The organism is Halomonas sp. GXIMD04776 (genome assembly GCF_049808615.1).
Taxonomy (GTDB): domain Bacteria; phylum Pseudomonadota; class Gammaproteobacteria; order Pseudomonadales; family Halomonadaceae; genus Modicisalibacter.
Map to the genome: position 1 here is coordinate 26,884 of NZ_JBNCAN010000021.1, position 18,799 is coordinate 45,682.

Consider the following 18,799-nt stretch of genomic DNA (forward strand, 5'->3'; position numbering starts at 1 on the left):
GGAGTCAGCACGATGTGTGGAATCGTCGGAGCAGTAGCCGAACGTAACGTTCAGGGGATCCTGCTGGAGGGATTGAAGCGCTTGGAGTATCGCGGCTACGACTCCGCCGGTATGGCGGTGGTGTCCGAGGACGCAAGGCTTAATCGTCAACGGGCAGCGGGCAAGGTCGCAATGCTCGAGGAGCGGCTTGTCGAGGCTCCTCTCGCCGGTCACCTGGGTATCGCGCACACCCGTTGGGCCACTCATGGTCGACCCAGTGAACACAATGCCCACCCGCACCAATCCGGTGAAAGTCTCGCGGTGGTTCACAACGGCATTATCGAGAATTACGAATCGCTGCGCGACGAACTGGAAGGGCAGGGATACGTATTCACTTCGGAGACCGACACCGAAGTCGTTGCGCACCTGTTATCACGAGAATTCACCCTATCCCAGGATTTGCTGACCGCGGTACGTAGCGCCGTTGCCCTGCTGGAGGGTGCCTACGCGCTGGCGGTGGTGCACAAGGCCGAACCTCATACCATTATCGGCGCCCGCAAGGGCAGTCCGCTGGTGGTGGGCGTCGGGGTCGAGGAGGCGTTTCTTGCGTCGGATCCCCTGGCGCTGTTGCAGGTCACCGACCGCTTCATCTACCTCCAGGAAGGCGACGTGGTGCGTCTATCCAAGGGTGGCGATATCAGCGTTTTCGATACCACCGGTGAGCCGCAGACACGTCCGACACAGATCTTCGAGCACGGCGACGGTGCCGCTTCCAAGGGGGATTATCGCCACTTCATGCTCAAGGAGATTCACGAGCAACCGCAAATGATTGCCGCGACCCTGGAGGGTCGTCTTTCCGAGCGTCATGCACTGGTCAACAGCTTCGGTACCGAGGCCGAAGCCTTGTTCGAAAAAGTCAAACAGATTCATATCATCGCCTGTGGCACCAGCTACCATGCCGGCATGGTGGCGCGCTACTGGCTGGAGAAGTACGCTGGCGTGCCGACCCAGGTCGAGGTCGCCTCGGAGTATCGCTACCGCAAGGTGGTGGTTCCCGCGGGGACCTTATTCGTCACCCTGTCTCAGTCCGGCGAGACCGCCGACACCCTGGCCGCGCTGCGCTTCGCCAAGGATGGCGGCTACATCGGCAGCCTGGCGATCTGTAACGTGCCGGGTAGTTCGCTGGTGCGTGAATCCGACCTGGCGCTGATGACCCATGCGGGACCCGAGATCGGTGTGGCCTCGACCAAGGCCTTCACCACTCAATTGACCGCATTGATGTTGATGACGCTGAGTCTGGGACGCGTGCGCGGCATGAACGAGGAGGATGAATCGCGGATCGTCCAGGCGTTGCGTTCGCTGCCACGTCTCATCACACAGGTACTGGCGCTGGATAGCGATATCGAGAAGCTGTCCATGGAGTTCGCCGAGAAGCATCATGCGTTGTTCCTGGGCCGTGGCGCACACTTCCCCATCGCCCTCGAGGGCGCGTTGAAGCTCAAGGAAATTTCCTACATCCACGCCGAGGCCTATCCCGCCGGCGAACTCAAGCATGGCCCCCTGGCCCTGGTCGACAGCGAAATGCCGGTCATCTCCGTTGCGCCGAACGATGAATTGCTCGACAAGCTCAAATCCAACCTTCAGGAAGTGCGCGCGCGCGGCGGCGAACTGTTCGTTTTCGCCGATGAGCAGGTCAATATCAAGGAGAGTGAAGGCGTTCGGGTCTTGCGTCTGCCCCACGTCGACGACGCCTTGGCCCCAATCCTGTATACCCTGCCGCTGCAGCTGCTCTCCTATCATGTGGCGGTACTCAAGGGAACCGATGTCGATCAGCCGCGCAACCTGGCCAAGTCGGTGACCGTCGAATAGTTGTCGTGCAAGCGTTGAGTAAGCCCCAATGGGGGAATTTCATCTCGGCCTGCCCATGTGGGCCAATAGCGACTGGCGTGGCGGGCTTTATGCCCCCCACACCCCGTCCGAGACGTTTCTCGAGGAGTATGCCCGGGTCTTCTCCTGCGTCGAGGGCAACACCACCTTCTATAGCGGTGCGCCGCGAGAAGAGGTGGTGCTGGCCTGGGCCCGCCAGGCGCCCACGGATTTTCGCTTCTGCTTCAAGCTGCCCGCCCGTTTGACCCATGACAAACGCTTGGTTGGCATCACCGATGAACTCGATGATTTCATTGCGCGCCTGGCTCCGCTTCACGATCGGCTGGGTCCGTTGATGATTCAACTGCCCAGGGATTTCGGCGCCGATGAGTTACCCAGTTTGATCGGACTACTCGAACGCTGGCCCAGTAAGATCCCCTGCGCAGTCGAGGTACGTGCCAGTGAATTTTTCCACAAGGGGGACGCCGAGCGACAACTTAATCGCTTGTTGATAACTCATCATGTCGATCGTGTCATGCTCGATATCAGAGCACTTTTTTCAACACCGCCCGGGAACGACCCGAGGCTACTCAAGGCCCAGGGTGAAAAGCCCAAACGCCCGTTACACGTGCTTTCCACGGCAGAGACACCGATCGTTCGGTTTATCGGACATCTTGACAAAACGATAAATGAACGATACTTCCGTGCCTGGAGCGAACGGCTTTCCCTGTGGATAAAACAGGGGAAAACCCCTTTCTTATTTGTGCATACCCCCGACAATCGCCAGGCGCCTCAACTGGCAAGACACTTCCACTCGATGCTTTCGAGCCTCCAGTCACTTCCAACGCTTCCGAGGTTCCCCGGCGAGCGACAAACATCGCTTTTTTAATGCTTCGTAGAACCGATACGACGTTCCAGACTGGCCATTGGGCTCATCATCGGATAGTTTTGTCGTGAACTTATGCCTGTGCGCTTCATCGCACTCGGCGACAACAAAACAAGACGTCGCTTTCTCCAGGCGAGAAGTGACGACATGCGACATTAGGGTACAACATGGCAAAAATATCCCACGCACAGTGGTCTTCGAAGCTGACCTTCATCCTGGCGGCTACCGGTTCTGCAGTCGGCCTGGGCAATATCTGGAAATTCCCCTATATGGTGGGCGAAAGCGGTGGTGCCGCCTTCGTCCTCGTCTATCTCATCTGTATCGCTCTGGTGGGCTTGCCCATTCTGGTCGCCGAATGGCTGTTGGGTCGGCGCGGTCAGAAGAATCCCATCAATACCATGTCGGATCTGGCCAGACAGGAGGGGCGTAGTAAGGCCTGGGCCGTGCTGGGTATCAGCGGGGTATTGGGTGCCTTTATTATCCTGTCGTTCTACAGCGTGATCGGCGGCTGGTCGCTCTCCTACACATTGGGCTCCGTTACCGGGGATTTCAGCGGGCAGGACGCGGATGCCATCGGTGAATTGTTCAACGGCCTGCTGGCCGATTCGAGTACGTTGCTGCTGTGGCACTCGGTATTCATGGTACTGGTCATCGGTATCGTGGCGCGAGGAGTGACTGCGGGGCTTGAAGGAGCCGTGCGTACCTTGATGCCGGCCTTGGGTATTCTGTTGGTAGTATTGGTGGGCTATGGCCTTTTCTCGGGCTATTTCGTCGAGGCGATAAGCTTCATGTTCAATCCCGATTGGAGCAAGCTGGGAGGCGGTGTGGTATTGGCCGCCATGGGGCAGGCATTCTTCACCCTGTCCTTGGGCATGGGCATCATGATGGCCTACGGCTCTTATCTTGGTGAAGAGGTCAATTTGCTGAGCACCGCGCGCACCGTCATCATTCTGGATACGCTGTTTGCGCTGGTCGCGGGTCTGGCGATCTTTCCCATCGTGTTCGCCAACGGGCTCGATCCGAGTTCTGGCCCGGGCTTGATCTTCGTTACCTTGCCGCTGGCCTTCGGTAACATGACCGGCGGCGTGATCATCGGGCTTTTGTTCTTCCTGCTGCTGACCTTCGCCGCTCTGACCTCGGCGATTTCCCTACTCGAGCCGGTGGTGGAGACCGTCGAAGAGCGTACCCCGCTGTCCCGCGTTGGCGCCACACTGGTAGCGGGGGCAGCAACCTGGGCACTGGGCATCGCCGCGCTACTGTCGTTCAATGCCTGGTCCGAGATCAGTATTCTGGGGCTGAGCATCTTCGACTTCCTGGATACGCTGACCAGCAAGTATTTGTTGCCATTGACTGGGCTCATGGCAGTGGTATTCGTCGGCTGGTTCATGGATGGTGAGAAGGTGCGTCAAGAATTGGGGCTAGGAAGCACGGGAAGCGCGCTGTGGAAACTGACCACACGCTTTGTGGCCCCGATCGGCGTTATCGTGGTATTTATCAGCAGTCTTTGAATTGCTTATAGCGAAGCATCGCGGGCCCCAGAAGCGGGGCTCGCGAATGTAGTTAGAACGATGAAAACGATGAAGCAGGATAGCAACGACTTACTGCTTTATATCGTCGTAATCGGCAAGATCCTGTTCCAGACGTTTTGCCTCGTTGCGGATCTCGATACCGCGACGAGCGCGCAAGTAGCGCAGCGCGGCATTCCTTTTGCGGGCTTCGTGCTCGGCGACCTCCATGGACAAGAAAATATCGAGAAGTTCGCTTTTTAATGGTGTCAATTGTTCGGCATTACGCATACGCGACGCTCCTTGCCATCAAGAACCAATGTTATCGATGCGTCGATTCTGAATATAACGCAGCCATTATAGCGATGGCGTTGAATACGAATTCTCAAGTAACTCTCATTAAAGACGAGTATTCTTCATATCAAACGCGCTTAAACGGTGTAGTGCTATGGAGAACCCAGGAGTGAATACGTGAGCCGTGCCCTATTCGATGAAATGAGGCGTCGCATGGAGCACTTTCGTCGCTCCGAGCAAAAAGTGGCGCGCTTCGTGTTGCGCAACCCTGAGGAAGTCATCCACATGCGTATCGTCGATCTGGCCACCGAGGCCAAGGTCAGCGAACCGACGGTAGTACGCTTCTGCCGTGCGTTGGGCTGCAATGGCTTTCAGGATTTCAAGCTCAAGCTTGCTCAAATGCTGGCCTCCGGCAGTCAGTTCGCTCAGTTCTCGATGAACGACAGCGACAGCGTGGCGGAGTTCTCCCACAGCATCTTCGACTCCACCGTGGGCACGCTGTTATCGGTGCGGGATCGGCTCGACAATGACGCACTGAACAAGGCGATCAATGCGCTGGCCATGGCCAATCGGGTCGAATTCTATGGTTTTGGCGCCTCCGGTGCGGTGGCCTTCGATGCCCAGCACAAGTTCTTTCGCCTGCAGATATCGACCTCTGCTTATTCGGATCCGCATATGCAGAACATGTCGGCGGCAACCCTCAAGGAGGGAGATGCGGTGGTGGCCATTTCCCAGACCGGACGCACCCGGGCGCTGGTCGCCAGCGTGCGTATGGCCCGTGAGGCTGGCGCCACGGTGATCGGTCTGTGCCCGAGCGGTTCACCGCTAGCCGACGAGGTGACACTACCCTTGCCTATCGATGTACATGAAGACACCGAGATCTACACGCCGATGAGCTCCCGCATCGCACACTTGGTATTGATCGATGTGCTGGCGGTAGGGGTCGCCAAGACCCGTGGACCGCGCCTGGCCGAGCAATTGAAAGCGGTGAAGAGGAGCCTGAATCCGCTGCGCTTTCCCGAGGTAGAATAGGACTGGCTGCACCGGACGGGACACGGCTCTGTCGCTGTGGCGAATATGCTAAGCTGGACGTTCATTTTCGATGCCGATAGCCGCTTCCATGGATGATGTTTCACCGGGCGACGTTTCGCCACTTCTCGACGATCTCAATCCGGCTCAGCGCGAGGCCGTCAGCGCTCCTCAGGGCAATATGCTGGTGCTGGCGGGGGCCGGCTCCGGCAAGACAAGAGTGTTGGTGCATCGCATCGCCTGGTTGATGCAGGTCGAGCGTCTTTCGCCCTACGCCATTCTTGCCGTGACCTTCACCAACAAGGCGGCTCGGGAAATGCGCACCCGTCTCGAGGCGCTCTTGGGCCTGTCGCTGCGCAACATCTGGGTCGGCACCTTTCACTCCATCGCCCATCGCCTGCTGCGCACCCACTGGCAGGATGCGCGGCTGCCGCAGCATTTTCAGATCATCGATTCCGACGATCAGCTGCGCCTGGTCAAGCGTCTGTTGAAAGACCACAACATCGATGACGAACGCTACCCGCCGCGTCAGGTGCAGTACTTCATCTCTGGCTGCAAGGAGGAAGGGTTGCGCCCGCAACAGGTGCAGACCCACGGTGACGTCTACATGGGGCAGATGGTCGAACTCTATGAGCGTTATCAATTGACCTGTGAGCGCGGCGGACTGGTGGATTTCGGTGAGCTATTGCTGCGCAGCCTGGAGCTCTTGCGTGACAACCCGCGCCTGCTTGCCCATTACCGTGAGCGTTTCGCCCATCTGCTGGTCGATGAGTTCCAGGACACCAATACCCTGCAATACGCCTGGCTCAAGCTGCTTGCCGGCGAGCAGGCCGGGGTGACCGTGGTCGGCGACGACGATCAGTCTATCTACGGCTGGCGTGGCGCCCGGGTCGAGAACATCCGCCGCTTCGAGCAGGAATTCAAGAACACCCACACCGTACGGCTGGAACAGAACTATCGCTCCACCAGCGCCATTCTCGACGCGGCCAACACCTTGATCAGCCAAAACGCCGGGCGCATGGGCAAGGAATTGTGGACTGCCGGCGCCAAGGGCGAGCCGATCTCCGTCTATGCGGGCTTCAACGATCTGGATGAGGCCCGGTTCATCGTCGATACCATCAAGGAGAAGGTCGACGAAGGCTTCCATCGCCGTGAGATCGCCATTCTCTATCGTTCCAATGCACAGTCCCGAGTGCTCGAAGAGACCCTGATCCGCCAGGGGATGCCCTATCGCATCTATGGCGGGCAGCGCTTCTACGAGCGCCTGGAGATCAAGAATGCCCTGGCCTATCTGCGTTTGCTGCTCAATCGGGACGACGATGCCTCCCTGGAACGCGTCATCAACGTACCTGCCCGAGGTATCGGTACCCGTACCGTGGAGGTCCTGCGCGAACGTGCCCGAGATCAGAATATTTCGCTGTGGCAGGCGCTGCACGACAGCCTGAGCGACGCCACCCTCAAGGGACGCGCCGCCAACGCCGTGCAAGGCTTCGCCAATCTGATCGAGCGGCTCGATAACGACACCGCAGGCCTGACGCTGCATGAGATCATCGCCCACGTGAACGAGATCTCCGGTCTCATCGAGCATCATCGCAATGAGAAAGGCGAGAAGGGACAGGCTCGTGTCGAGAACCTGGAGGAACTGGTCAATGCCGCTCGGGCCTTCACCCAGGGCGAAACTCCCATGATGCAGGAGGCCGGCGAGGGTGCCGCCGCCCTGGAGCCGTTCCTGGCCGAGGCGGCGCTCAATGCCGGCGATCACGAGGCGGATGAGTTCGAGGATGGCGTGCAACTGATGACGCTGCACTCTGCCAAGGGCCTAGAGTTTCCTGTCGTGTTCATTGCCGGGGTCGAGGAGGGGCTCTTTCCCCACAAGATGTCCCTGGAGGAGCCGGGGCGCCTCGAGGAGGAGCGCCGGCTGTGCTATGTCGGCGTGACCCGGGCAATGCACAAGCTTTATCTGACCTATGCTGAACTGCGCCGGCTGCATGGCAAGGAGACCTTCCAGCGGGCCTCGCGTTTTCTGCGCGAGCTGCCGGAAGAACTGCTGGAAGAGGTGCGTCTGCGCGGCCAGATATCGCGGCCGCTCGCCTCGCGCCCAAGCCACGGGCTGCGCCAGGAGTCGGTTTCCGGAGGAGACGAGTTGCCCTCGCTTTCCCTGGGTCAGCGGGTGAGTCATCCGCTGTTCGGTGAAGGAATAATTCTCAACGCCGAGGGCCAGGGCGAGCGCGCCCGGGTGCAGGTCAGCTTCGAGGGCGAAGGCGACAAATGGCTGGTACTGGGGTTCGCCAAGCTCACTCCCCTTTGAATACCCGATTTCGCCCTACCTTTTCCATCATATCGCCTCGCTAATGTGCTTTTAGCGAGGCTTCTTGATATGGATCAATTCACATTGGTTTTCCGGTGGTACGCCTATCCTGGGGCGAGTATGTTTACAGCATAAACGTTAGGACGCTTAATTAGGCACAAGTCAGTCCCCTGCCGAATCAGAGTGCTCGAGTGTAATGAAAACGCTTGAGCTACCTGCTATTCACCCTGCAACGCGCAGCGATCATTGCGGCAACCATTGGGAGCAAGCCATGGCCAGCATAGGCAAGAAGATTTCCATTACGGTGGCGGTAGTCGCCATTCTCGGCGTTGCCGGGTTTCTCGTACTGACCTCGCCCTGGACCTGGTCACTGACCCATAGCCTGCCACCGGCGGCCAATGCTGACAGCCCGGCGGATATCGATAATGGCCGGCTCGTGTTCGTCGCCTCCGACTGTGCTACCTGCCATGCCACGACAGGACAGGACAGCGACGAGCAGCTTGGCGGTGGCAAGGTGCTCGACACCGATTTCGGCAAGTTTCACATGCCCAACATTTCGCCGGACCCGGAGCACGGCATCGGCAATTGGACACTTGCGGAATTCGACCGTTCGGTGCGCGAGGGTGTTGGCCCCGACAGTCTTCTGCCCGACGGCAAGAATCTCTATCCGGCGTTCCCCTATACCTCTTATCAGCGCTTGAAGCCAGAAGACGTGCGGGATCTCTACGCCTACATGATGACGCTGCCGGAAAGCGACAAGGTCGTGCCGGATCATGAACTCAAGTTTCCCTACAATATTCGTCGCGGTATCGGCGTCTGGCGCCTTGCCTTCCTCGATGGCAAGAGTGCCGCGGAGATTGGTGCCGATACTGCCGATCTTCCCGAAGACGTTGACCATGCCAAATTCGAGCGTGGCCGCTATCTGGTAGAGGGGGCTGCACACTGCGCGGAATGTCACTCGCCACGTACCTTCATGGGTAACATTCCCGATGACAAGCGCTACGCCGGCGGGCCGAACCCCGAGGGCACCGGCCACTTCCCCAACATCACGCCGGACGAGACCGGCATCGGCTTCTGGTCCGCGGCGTCGATCGCCAACTACCTGCATACCGGTATCAATCCGATCGGGCGCAAGTCCGGTGGCGACATGGCAGAGGTCATCGAGAACACCTCCCAGCTACCCTGGCAGGATCTGCAGGCCATGGCGACTTATCTCAACCATATCCCCGCCGTGGACAAACCGGCCCCGGGCATGCCCGAACCAAACCGCACAGAGGAAGTGGTGATGCTCGATACCGCCTTCGACAACCGTCCCCCTTTGCCGACCAGCGATCCGAAAGAGATTAGCGAGGGAGATGAAGTCTTTGTCGCCGGTACCAAGTCGCTCTATACGACGCCCGACCTGGAGCAAGCCGAGAGCGAGGACGGCAAGTTCCTGGGCGCGGCGCAAGCCAAGGTGCTTGCCAAGGAAGGCGACAAGCTGCAGCTCGAGATTGCCGGTTGGCAGCCAGAAAACGCCCCCTCGGTCATCTATCAGGAGAAGGGCCAGCGGGTGATCATGGCCGCCCTGGGTGATGCTGCCGTTGAGGCCACCGAGCGCGGTGAGGCGGAAACCGACCCCAATACGGATCAGGTCTGGCTGCCGGTCACCCTGACACTCTGGACCGATGCAAGCCAGCTCAACCTCGATCAGGAAGAACTCTGGACGTACAGCCAGAATGCGTACCAGAAAAGCTGCTCGTCTTGTCATACCCTGCCGGGCAAGGAACATTTCACGGCGAATCAATGGATCGGCACCCTCAAATCCATGAAGCGCTTCACGACCTTCAATGACGATGAGTACCGCCTGATTCTTTCGTATCTGCAGAATCACTCCAAGGATCTTGGTCCTGATACTGGCGCACCGGTGGTTCAGCATGCCAGCGAGGGAGTGCCGCAATGAGCCGCGACGCTATCGCTGAAGGGCGCATCGCTGGCCCGGAGACCAGCGCGCTCATTGTCGCTGCCGAATGGTTGAGCGGTATCTTCATTGCTCCGATGTCATCGCAGCAGGTGGCACAGGCCTGCGCCCGGCCAGGCCAGGACGCATTGCGTTGGATAGGGGCGCAGCTGGAGGCTTCGGCAGCGGCGGAAGCACTCTGTCGTACCCTTGAGCAGGATGACTCGGAGAATCTGGCGGTGCATCTGCAGCGCCGCTACACGGCGCTGTTCGAAGGCATCTTCCGACATCGTGCCGTACTGCCCTACGAAAGTGCCTGGCAAGAGGAAGACGGATCGACGCTTGGCGGCGAACCCGTCGTCGACATGAAGGCGGTACTGCGCGCGCTCGATCTGCACGTCAGCACGGACTGCTGTGAGCCACCGGATCATCTTGCCATTGAGCTGGCTGCCCTGGCGGCAGCGCTTCGCGGCGGTCAGAACATGATCGCGGCGGACCTGGCGCGTCGGCTGCAAGACTGGGTGCCGGCATTCACTAAGGCGCTGAACCGGCAGGACCTAGATGGCTTCTATGCTGGCGCCGGCAAGCTGCTGCTCGCTTTGGTCCGCGAAGCCCCTGCCTCACCGACGGCTAATGAATTCGCAGCGGCTTCCGTGCCTGAATTTGTGCTTGAGCAACGTGAAGGAGAATCTGCATGAGCAAGAAAACTGACGAGTTACGCGTTGTATCCGACGCGGACGTTGCTTCCCCCGGACGGCGACGCTTCCTGCAAGGCTCCGCCGCGACCGCGGCCCTCAGCGCCATGCCGTTTTCGCTCTCGTTTTTGAGCAAGGGCGCGCTTGCTCAGAGTGCATCGACAGAAGTCATCTCCGGCTGTCACTGGGGGGTGTTCAAAGGTGTCGTCGAGGATGGGCGTGCCGTCGAATTCAAACCCTGGGGCGGTGATCCCCAGCCTACATCCATGCTCAAGGGGGTGCGGGATTCGATCTACTCCGCCTCGCGCATCCGCTACCCGATGGTGCGTCGTGCCTGGCTCGAGCAGGGCCCGGGGGCCGATCCGGACGGTCGCGGCGACGGTGATTTCGTACGGGTCTCCTGGGACAAGGCGATCGAGCTGGTGGCCAACGAAATCACTCGGGTCCGCGAGCAGCATGGGCAGAATGCGATCTATGGCGGCTCCTATGGCTGGAAGAGCCCGGGCAAGCTGCACAACTGCAAGACGCTGCTACGGCGCATGTTGAACCTGACCGGTGGCTTTACCTCCAGCATCGGCGACTATTCAACCGGTGCGGCCCAGGTCATCCTGCCCTATGTCACGGGTTCCATTGAAGTCTACGAGCAGTGCACCACCTACCCGGTGCTCGCCGAAAATACCGATCTCATGGTGTTCTGGGGCTGCGACCCTCACAACAACTCCCAGATTTCCTGGCAGGTGGCGGACCACGGGGCTTTCCCGGGTATCGAGGCGCTCAAGAAAGCCGGCGTCAAGGTCATTTCCATCGATCCGCTCAAGACCCTGACCTGCGACTATCTCGACGGTGAGTGGATCGCCCCCAAACCGCAGACCGATGTCCCGCTGATGCTGGGTATCGCCCACACGCTGTTGAGCGAAGATCTGCACGATCAGAAATTTCTCGATCGCTACACCAGTGGCTTCGAGGAGTTCAAACCCTACCTGACCGGCGAGTCCGACGGTCAGCCCAAGGATGCGGACTGGGCAGCGGAGATTTGCGGCATCGACGCGGACACCATTCGCGATCTGGCTCGGCGTTTTGCCAACAACCGCACCATGCTGGCACTCGGCTATTCCATGCAGCGCCAGCATCACGGCGAGCAGTCCACCTGGATGCTGGTGACCCTGGCCTGCATGCTCGGTCAGATCGGCTTGCCCGGGGGCGGCTATGGCCTGAGCTATCACTACTCCTCCGGCGGCGCGCCGACCCACAATAGTCCTATTCTCAAGGCGATCGGCGATGCCGCCGGCGGGGGTAGTGGCGGGTCGGTCGACGAATCCGGCAGCGACGTCATGATCCCCGTGGCGCGTTTCGTCGAAACCCTGTTGAACCCCGGCGAAACCATGCAGTTCAACGGCAGCGAGATCGAGCTGCCGCTGATCAAGATGGCCTACTGGGCCGGTGGCAACCCGTTCGCCCACCACCAGGATCGCAACGAGATGCTCAGGGCCTGGCGCGAGCTGGATACCTTCGTCGTCAACGACTTTCAGTGGACGGCCACCGCTCGCCATGCGGATATCGTGCTGCCATGCACCACGTCTTACGAGCGCAACGACATCGAGCAGGTCGGGGACTATGCACTGTCCCATATCGTGGCAATGAGGAAGATCGTCGAGCCGCAATTCGAAGCCCGGGATGATTTCGACATCTTCGCCGCCATCGCGGACAAGCTGGGCAAGGGGCGTGAATTCACCGAAGGTCGCGCTGAGATGGATTGGATCCGCGGGTTTTATGAGGCCGCCAAGATCGAATCCCGGGCCAAGGGCATGGAAATGCCGATCTTCGATGTGTTCTGGGAATCGAACAAGCCGCTGGCCTTTCCATTGAAGGACGAACAAAAGAACTTTGTCCGCCATGCGTCGTTTCGCGAGGACCCGATTCTCAATGCGCTGGGTACCGCCACCGGCAAGTTCGAGATCTATTCCCGAGCCATCGCGAAATACGACTACGACGATTGTCCGCCACACCCGACCTGGCTGGAGCCGATCGAGCGTCTCGACGGGCCAGATACCAAGTACCCGCTGAGCATCGCCAGCAACCACCCCCGCGGTCGGCTGCATTCGCAGCTGTGCGGCACGGAGTTTCGCAAGACCTATGCGGTGCAGAATCGCGAACCCTGCTGGATGAACCCACGCGATGCGAAGGAGCGCGATATCAAGGATGGCGATGTGGTGCGGGTCTTCAACGATCGTGGGCAGATTCTCGCCGGTGTCGTGGTGACTGACGACATCATGCCGGGGGTGATCCAGGTGTCGGAAGGCGGCTGGTTCGATCCCCTCAATCCCCGGGAGATCGGCAGCCTGTGCTGCTACGGTGACGTCAACAACCTCACGCCAGGGATCGCCACGTCCAAGCTCGCGCAAGCCAACTGTGGGCAGACCGGCGTTGGAGACGTCGAGAAGTTCGAGGGCGAGCTGCCCGAGGTGTTGGTCTTTTCCCAGCCCGAGATCAGGGAAGGTTCCAACACTACCAGCTGAGAGGTGTCTCACTTCTGACAAGAATTTACCGGGCCGCCAGTGCGGCCCGGTTCTTTTTGGTTTGAGATTGGATCAGCGTGGCTTATACGGCGTACTTGCCGCGTAAATCCTCCGTCGCGCATACTGCGAGCGTCAAGAACAACGCACATGGAGTCACGCCATCATGCAACGTCGCAAGTTTCTCACCGGCCTAGGCGCCGGTGCCGCGGGTATTGCCGCCGCCCCTTTCGTCTCCACGGCCCGAGCCCAAGAAGACAAACCCATCAAATGGAAGATGGTCACCTCCTGGCCGAAAAACTTTCCGGCTCTGGGCACCGGTGCCAACGATCTAGCAGAGCGTATCAACACTCTATCGGGAGGTCGTCTGCAGGTCGATGTCTATGGCGCCGGCGACCTGGTGCCGGCACTTGAGGTATTCGATGCGGTTTCCAGCGGTACCGCGCAGATGGGCCATTCCGCCGCCTATTACTGGCGCGGCAAGGTGCCGGCAGCACAGTTCTTCACCGCGGTGCCCTTCGGCATGACGGTCAACGAGACCAACGCCTGGTTGTATCGCGGTGATGGCATGCAGCTATGGGATGCGCTTTACGGAGAGCACAATCTCAAGCCCTTTGTGGTGGGCAACACCGGTACTCAAATGGCAGGCTGGTTCAAGAAGGAAATCAATTCCCTGGAGGACATGAAGGGGCTCAAGATCCGCCTGCCGGGATTGGCCGGTGAGGTGATGAATCGCATCGGCGCCACGGCGGTGAACATGCCCGGCTCGGAGATCTTCACCTCGATGCAGACCGGGGTGCTGGATGCCGCAGACTGGGTCGGCCCCTATAATGATCTGGCCTTCGGCCTGCACCAGGTCGCCGATTATTACTATACCACCGCCTGGAACGAGCCCAGTGCGGCGCTGGAAGGCACCGTCAATCTTGACGCCTGGAATGAGCTCCCCGACGAACTCAAGGCGGTGGTCGAGGAGGCTGCACGCTCCGCCAATCTGGCCATGATCAACGAGTTTACCCATCGCAACGCGGAATCCTTGAAGGCGCTGGTAGACAAGCACGGCGTGAAATTGCGCTCCTTACCCGAGGATGTCATCAAGGCGCTGGCCAAGGCTTCCGAGGAAGTGCTGCAGGAACAGATCGACAAGGACGACAGTTCGAAGAAGATCTACGACTCCTACAAGGCCTTCCAGCAGCTCGTGTCCTCCTATACCGATGTGGGCGAGTTCGCCTACCTGAAGAATCGTCAGCTGGTGAGCGAAGCGAAGTAATTAGTCACTCGCCGGGTACGGCACGTATCCGGCCGTTGTCGTCCAGGGCGACCATCACGAAACGCGCCTCGGTGACCTTGTAAAGCTCATCGGGGTTGCGCTCCTGAGGCGGGCGTATCCAGACCTCGACATTGACCTTGATCGAGCTACGCCCGATGTCCTGTGCGTTGGTATAGATGTTCACCACGGAGCCCACCCGTACCGGGCACAAGAAATCCATGGTTTCAATGGCGACCGTTGCGGTGCGTCCATGGGCCAGGCGACCGGCACAGAGTTCAGCGGCCTGATCCATATGATTGACCAGCCAACCACCGGCGATATCGCCGTAAAAGTTGGTGTCTTGCCGTGAAGTGATCAGCTTGAGGGTCAGATCGCCTTGAGGCGCGGGGATGTCGTCGAGATCGGTCATGAACATCTACTTCCAATGGCTTGTTATGGTTTTATAGGGAGCGAGTATCTTAAACGCCATGCCGGGCAAACGGCCAGAGAAGCTCACGACCACGTTTGGGGCGGACAGCCCAGGGCGGTGCTTAACGGAACCGTCATCTTTGTGTGTCATCATCTTCCGCTACAACCTACGGCGCCGGTGATAGCATCGACCACAGGGCTATACGGCGGATTCAGGAGAGCTCCATGGAAATCACCAGTGACACTCACAGTCAGCATATCTCCAAACAGTTCAATCAGGAGCTCGAGGCACTCAAGACGCACCTGATGGCGATGGGTGGGCTAGTCGAAAAGCAGGTCCAGGACGCCATCCATGCGCTCCTCGAGGGCGATAGCCGTCTCGCGGAGGACGTCTGCGACAACGACCAGGCCGTCAACACCCTGCAGATCAAGATCGACGAAGAGTGCACCCGAGTGCTGGCGCGCCGTCAACCGGCGGCGTCGGATCTGCGTCTTGTGTTGGCGGTGATTCGTGCCACCTCGGATCTCGAACGCATCGGTGATGAAGCCAGCAAGATCGCGCGCAACGCCCTGGCTCTGGCGGAGGCGGGGCGTGATCCACGCGGTTTCGTCGAGGTGCGTCACATCAGCGAACATGTGCGCAAGATGGTGCGGGATGCCCTGACCGCCTTCGCGCGCTTCGATACGGATCTGGCGCTGAGCGTCGCCCGGGAAGATGAGCTGGTGGATACCGAGTACACCACCGCCATGCGCTCGCTGATGACCTTCATGATGGAAGATCCGCGCTCGATCAGCTCGATTCTGAGTGTGATGTGGATCCTGCGGGCCCTGGAGCGCATCGGCGATCATGCGGACAACCTCGCCGAGTACGTCATCTACCTGGTCAAGGGGCTGGATATTCGTCATATCGATGCCGACAAACTTGACGAGGCGGCGCTCAAGGGTAAGGTTTAGGCTTTTCCCGGAGTTAAGCCTTTCTATGCTCAATGCCTTTGGTGCCCTGACCCAGGGAACGCGGCTGGTTCTGTCGAAGGGCCTGCGGCGCTATGTCTTTCTGCCGATACTGGTCAATCTGGTGCTCTATGTGGGCACCATCGCCTATCTGCTCAACAATTTCGGCGGCTGGCTCGATTACTGGATGCTCAAGGTGCCCGGCTGGCTCGAATGGCTGGAGTGGCTGATCTGGCCGCTGCTGGTGATCAGTCTTGTCCTGATCGTGTTCTTCACCTTCACCCTGGTGTCCAATCTCATTGCCGCGCCGTTCTACGGCTTTCTCGCCGAGAAGGTGGAACTGCGCGTCACCGGCAGCCCGCCCCTGGACGATCGCGGATTTGTACGCAGCGCCCTCGATGCCTTGGGCCGCGAACTGGTCAAGCTGGCCTATATTCTGCCGCGCATGGCGCTTCTGTTTCTGCTCGGGTTCGTGCCCGGTCTCAACCTGGTCATGCCTTTCCTATGGGCAGCATTCTCCGCTTGGATGATGGCCATCACCTACCTTGATTATCCGATGGACAACAACCGAGTCAGCTTCGATGACATGAAACGCCGACTGCGTTCGCGCTGGTGGCCGACCCTGACCTTCGGTGGCTGGGTGTTGCTGGCGACCTGGATTCCCGTGGCCAATCTCATCCTGCTGCCCGGGGCGGTGGCCGCCTCGGTATTGATGTGGCAGCAGCACTACAAGGCGCTGCCGGCGCGTCTGTGACTGGCGGCGATCAGGCCATCCCGGACGTTCAATCCCATCAGCACAATGTTCGTCGCCCCCGCCAGTAACTCGATGCCTTGAATGGCGTAGAACATGGCATCGAGTTCACCTTGGTTTGCCTTCCAGGCCAGGAAGAAGGCTGAAGGCACGAGAACAAGAATACCCAGCGCCGCAATGATCGGCATACGACGTTTCTTTGCCAGGATGAGTGCATCGGTGCGCCGCTTGCCCATCGCCATGCCGGATCCGCCGGTGATCATCAGCGCTGGAATAAGAACGATCAATCCCCAGGGAATCGCCGTCTTGACCCAGACGATCAGCTCATGAGTGCCGAAGAGCTCGACCAGCACCGTCGAAAACCAGAATGTCAGAATGGTGAATAGTGCGATCATTGCGGCGGTTACATGGATACGCGGTTTCATGAAGCACCCCTGAATAGCATGGCGTCGTTTTGACAATATGCTGTCAATTTGGGAGGCTGTCAAACTATCTCGACGAGACATGGCCAATTTGTCACTATGCTGTCGACATGCTGATGCGAGGTGAGACAAGAGAGTCATGACGCAGGACTATACCGAGAGCGGTGCGCTATTTACCGACATTGCCCTGGAGACCTTTCGCCTGAACGGCATGCTGGTAGCGGAGGGTGATCGTCTGACTGCAGATCTAGGTCTGACCAGTGCCCGTTGGAAAGTGCTGGGCGCCATCGATATCGAGGAGCGACCGCTCACCGTCGCTCAGATCGCGCGACGCATGGGGCTCGCTCGTCAGTCCGTGCAGCGCATCGTCGGGGAACTGCAGAAGGCGGGCTATATCACGCTTTCCACCAACCCCGATCACAAGCGCTCGCCCTTCGTCGAACGCACGATCGAGGGTGAAAGGATCTATGCCATCGTCATGGCGCGGTATGTGCAGTGGGCCAACCGATTGGCCGAGACGCTGGATCGCGAGGCGCTGGCGCAGACCTTTGCCGTACTCAAGCAGATGAGCGAGCGTCTGGAGGACGTACCCTACCTGCCGGAACGGGCGGCATCGTCCTGATCGATACGGCATCATCGTCGGCGCAGGCTACCAGAGGTGAGGTTCGGTTCCTCCGAGATATCGCCAGTGGCCTGCAACAGCCGCGCTGCGGGAAAGACGCAGCGAAACAGCGCCCCCTGGCCCAGGCGGGATTCGATTTCCAGATGAGCATCGTGGCGCAACAGCACATGCTTGACGATGGCCAGGCCCAGTCCCGTACCGCCGGTGGCGGTGCTGCGGCCCTTGTCGACGCGGTAGAAGCGTTCGGTGAGGCGCGGAAGATGCACCGGATCGATACCCTCCCCATCATCGATCACTTCCAGGGCGGCGCCGGCGCGCCAAGGGTGCCAGCGCAGGGTGATGGTGGTGCCCGGGGCGGTGTAGCGCACGGCATTGAAGACCAGGTTGGAGAGGGCGCTGCGGAGCTCTTGCTCGTCGCCTAGGAGGTCTCGCGGATCGTCGATCTCGAGACGCAGGGTATGGCTGCCTTCCGAAAGCGTCTCGGCATCCCGGCGAATGGTTTCCATCAGGCCGGGAAGATCGATGCACGTGGTTCGCTTCGCACGATGATCGGTTTCCAGGCGCGACAGCAGCAGCAAATCCGTCACCAGATTCTGCATGCGGTGGGTCTGTTCCTGCATCTGCTGTAGACCGCGCTGCCAGCGCGGCGGCAGTTGCCCGGCATGCTCGCTGTAGGTTTCCAAATAACCGACTAATACCGTCAGCGGCGTCTTCAACTCGTGAGAGACGTTGGCGACGAAATCCTGGCGCATCTGCTCCAGGCGCTGAAGGCGAGTGATGTCCCGGACCAGGATCAGGCGTTCGTCGTCACCGAACAGGGTCAGTTGAAATTGCAGCACCAGATCACCGCGCACCGGCGAGGACAGGATCAGGGGCTCACGATAGTCCCGGGCCTCGAAATAGGCGATGAACTGCGGATCGCGCAGCAGATTGGTGACGTGCTGGCCGCGATCCTGGGGGGACTTCAGGCCCAGCATGTGTTCGGCGGCACTGTTCCACCAGTCCAGGTTGCCGCGTCGGTCGAGCATCACCACGCTGTCGCGCATGGCTTCCGCGGACTCCTGGACGCGGCGAATGACGTCGCGCAAGCGTGCCTGGGCCTTGTGCTGCGCTTTTTGATAGCGATACAGGCGATCGAAGAGATCGCCCCACACACCGGTGCCGGCGGGCGGCTCCTGGTGGGGGTTCTGATACAGCCAGGCATAGAGCTGGCGCAGATGGCGGATGTGAATGGCGATGAATAGCGCAAGCCCCGCGGCCAGTCCCCAGCCGGGCAGGCCGATGAGCCAGCCCAGGCCGCCCATGCCGATGATCAGATAGGCAAGCCGCCAGAGTTCATTGGTCCAGTAGTACATGAGTCGGGT

At 59.7% G+C, this 18,799-nt stretch carries 16 protein-coding genes; 12 read left to right on the plus strand and 4 right to left on the minus strand.

The features are described 5' to 3' along the window. The first annotated feature begins 12 nt into the window (after positions 1 to 12). From glmS to ACPF7Z_RS14365, 3 genes are all read left to right on the plus strand, one after another. Positions 13 to 1,848 (plus strand): glutamine--fructose-6-phosphate transaminase (isomerizing), encoded by a 1,836-nt coding sequence (gene glmS, locus ACPF7Z_RS14355; protein ID WP_425193936.1) that lies wholly within the window; start codon positions 13 to 15, stop codon positions 1,846 to 1,848. Positions 1,849 to 1,876: 28 nt separating this feature from the next. Then, positions 1,877 to 2,734 carry a DUF72 domain-containing protein gene (locus tag ACPF7Z_RS14360; protein ID WP_425193937.1) on the plus strand — a complete coding sequence of 286 codons (858 nt, stop codon included), beginning with the start codon at positions 1,877 to 1,879 and terminating at the stop codon, positions 2,732 to 2,734. A gap of 164 nt (positions 2,735 to 2,898) precedes the next feature. Beyond that, a complete protein-coding gene (locus ACPF7Z_RS14365) occupies positions 2,899 to 4,239 on the plus strand; it encodes a sodium-dependent transporter (protein WP_425193938.1) in 1,341 nt (446 codons plus the stop codon). Between the two features lie 90 nt (positions 4,240 to 4,329). On the opposite strand, the gene ACPF7Z_RS14370 is transcribed toward ACPF7Z_RS14365, so the two are convergent. Further along, positions 4,330 to 4,527, minus strand: a complete 198-nt coding sequence (locus tag ACPF7Z_RS14370; RefSeq protein ID WP_425193939.1) for a PA3496 family putative envelope integrity protein — start codon at positions 4,525 to 4,527, stop codon at positions 4,330 to 4,332. A gap of 180 nt (positions 4,528 to 4,707) precedes the next feature. Between ACPF7Z_RS14370 and hexR the strand changes: the two genes are divergently transcribed. The 6 genes from hexR to ACPF7Z_RS14400 all read left to right on the plus strand — a co-directional run bounded on the left by hexR (position 4,708) and on the right by ACPF7Z_RS14400 (position 14,281). After that, on the plus strand, positions 4,708 to 5,562 hold the full coding sequence (gene hexR, locus ACPF7Z_RS14375) for a transcriptional regulator HexR (protein WP_425193940.1): 855 nt from the start codon (positions 4,708 to 4,710) through the stop codon (positions 5,560 to 5,562). An 88-nt stretch (positions 5,563 to 5,650) separates the two neighbouring features. Further along, positions 5,651 to 7,867: a DNA helicase II gene (uvrD, locus tag ACPF7Z_RS14380; protein WP_425193994.1), complete on the plus strand. Its 2,217-nt coding sequence runs from the start codon at positions 5,651 to 5,653 to the stop codon at positions 7,865 to 7,867. Positions 7,868 to 8,063: 196 nt separating this feature from the next. Then, on the plus strand, positions 8,064 to 9,809 hold the full coding sequence (locus ACPF7Z_RS14385) for a c-type cytochrome (protein WP_425193941.1): 1,746 nt from the start codon (positions 8,064 to 8,066) through the stop codon (positions 9,807 to 9,809). Next, positions 9,806 to 10,504 carry a TorD/DmsD family molecular chaperone gene (locus ACPF7Z_RS14390; RefSeq protein WP_425193942.1) on the plus strand — a complete coding sequence of 233 codons (699 nt, stop codon included), beginning with the start codon at positions 9,806 to 9,808 and terminating at the stop codon, positions 10,502 to 10,504. Before ACPF7Z_RS14385 ends, ACPF7Z_RS14390 begins: the two co-directional genes overlap by 4 nt. After that, on the plus strand, positions 10,501 to 13,017 hold the full coding sequence (gene torA / locus ACPF7Z_RS14395; protein WP_425193943.1) for a trimethylamine-N-oxide reductase TorA: 2,517 nt from the start codon (positions 10,501 to 10,503) through the stop codon (positions 13,015 to 13,017). The genes ACPF7Z_RS14390 and torA overlap by 4 nt, the downstream gene beginning before the upstream one ends. Positions 13,018 to 13,180: 163 nt before the next feature. Then, the gene (locus ACPF7Z_RS14400) at positions 13,181 to 14,281 is read left to right on the plus strand and encodes a TRAP transporter substrate-binding protein (protein WP_425193944.1); all 1,101 of its coding nucleotides are present in this window, start codon (positions 13,181 to 13,183) and stop codon (positions 14,279 to 14,281) included. Between the two features lie 4 nt (positions 14,282 to 14,285). On the opposite strand, the gene ACPF7Z_RS14405 is transcribed toward ACPF7Z_RS14400, so the two are convergent. Further along, a complete protein-coding gene (locus ACPF7Z_RS14405) occupies positions 14,286 to 14,690 on the minus strand; it encodes an acyl-CoA thioesterase (RefSeq protein ID WP_425193945.1) in 405 nt (134 codons plus the stop codon). 224 nt (positions 14,691 to 14,914) lie between these two features. Between ACPF7Z_RS14405 and phoU the strand changes: the two genes are divergently transcribed. Together phoU and cysZ are read left to right on the plus strand one after the other, a co-directional pair. After that, entirely contained in the window at positions 14,915 to 15,643 is a 729-nt protein-coding gene (gene phoU, locus ACPF7Z_RS14410; RefSeq protein WP_425193946.1) for a phosphate signaling complex protein PhoU, read from the plus strand. 25 nt (positions 15,644 to 15,668) lie between these two features. After that, a complete protein-coding gene (cysZ, locus tag ACPF7Z_RS14415; RefSeq protein WP_425193947.1) occupies positions 15,669 to 16,394 on the plus strand; it encodes a sulfate transporter CysZ in 726 nt (241 codons plus the stop codon). Here cysZ and ACPF7Z_RS14420 read toward each other — a convergent pair. Further along, positions 16,367 to 16,816: a hypothetical protein gene (locus tag ACPF7Z_RS14420; RefSeq protein ID WP_425193948.1), complete on the minus strand. Its 450-nt coding sequence runs from the start codon at positions 16,814 to 16,816 to the stop codon at positions 16,367 to 16,369. The two genes, cysZ and ACPF7Z_RS14420, sit on opposite strands and share 28 nt — an antisense overlap. A gap of 136 nt (positions 16,817 to 16,952) precedes the next feature. Here ACPF7Z_RS14420 and ACPF7Z_RS14425 point away from each other — a divergent pair, with 136 nt between their 5' ends. Next, the gene (locus ACPF7Z_RS14425; RefSeq protein WP_425193949.1) at positions 16,953 to 17,435 is read left to right on the plus strand and encodes a MarR family winged helix-turn-helix transcriptional regulator; all 483 of its coding nucleotides are present in this window, start codon (positions 16,953 to 16,955) and stop codon (positions 17,433 to 17,435) included. Between the two features lie 11 nt (positions 17,436 to 17,446). On the opposite strand, the gene phoR is transcribed toward ACPF7Z_RS14425, so the two are convergent. Continuing rightward, the gene (gene phoR, locus ACPF7Z_RS14430) at positions 17,447 to 18,790 is read right to left on the minus strand and encodes a phosphate regulon sensor histidine kinase PhoR (RefSeq protein WP_425193950.1); all 1,344 of its coding nucleotides are present in this window, start codon (positions 18,788 to 18,790) and stop codon (positions 17,447 to 17,449) included. Between the last annotated feature and the right edge of the window lie 9 nt (positions 18,791 to 18,799).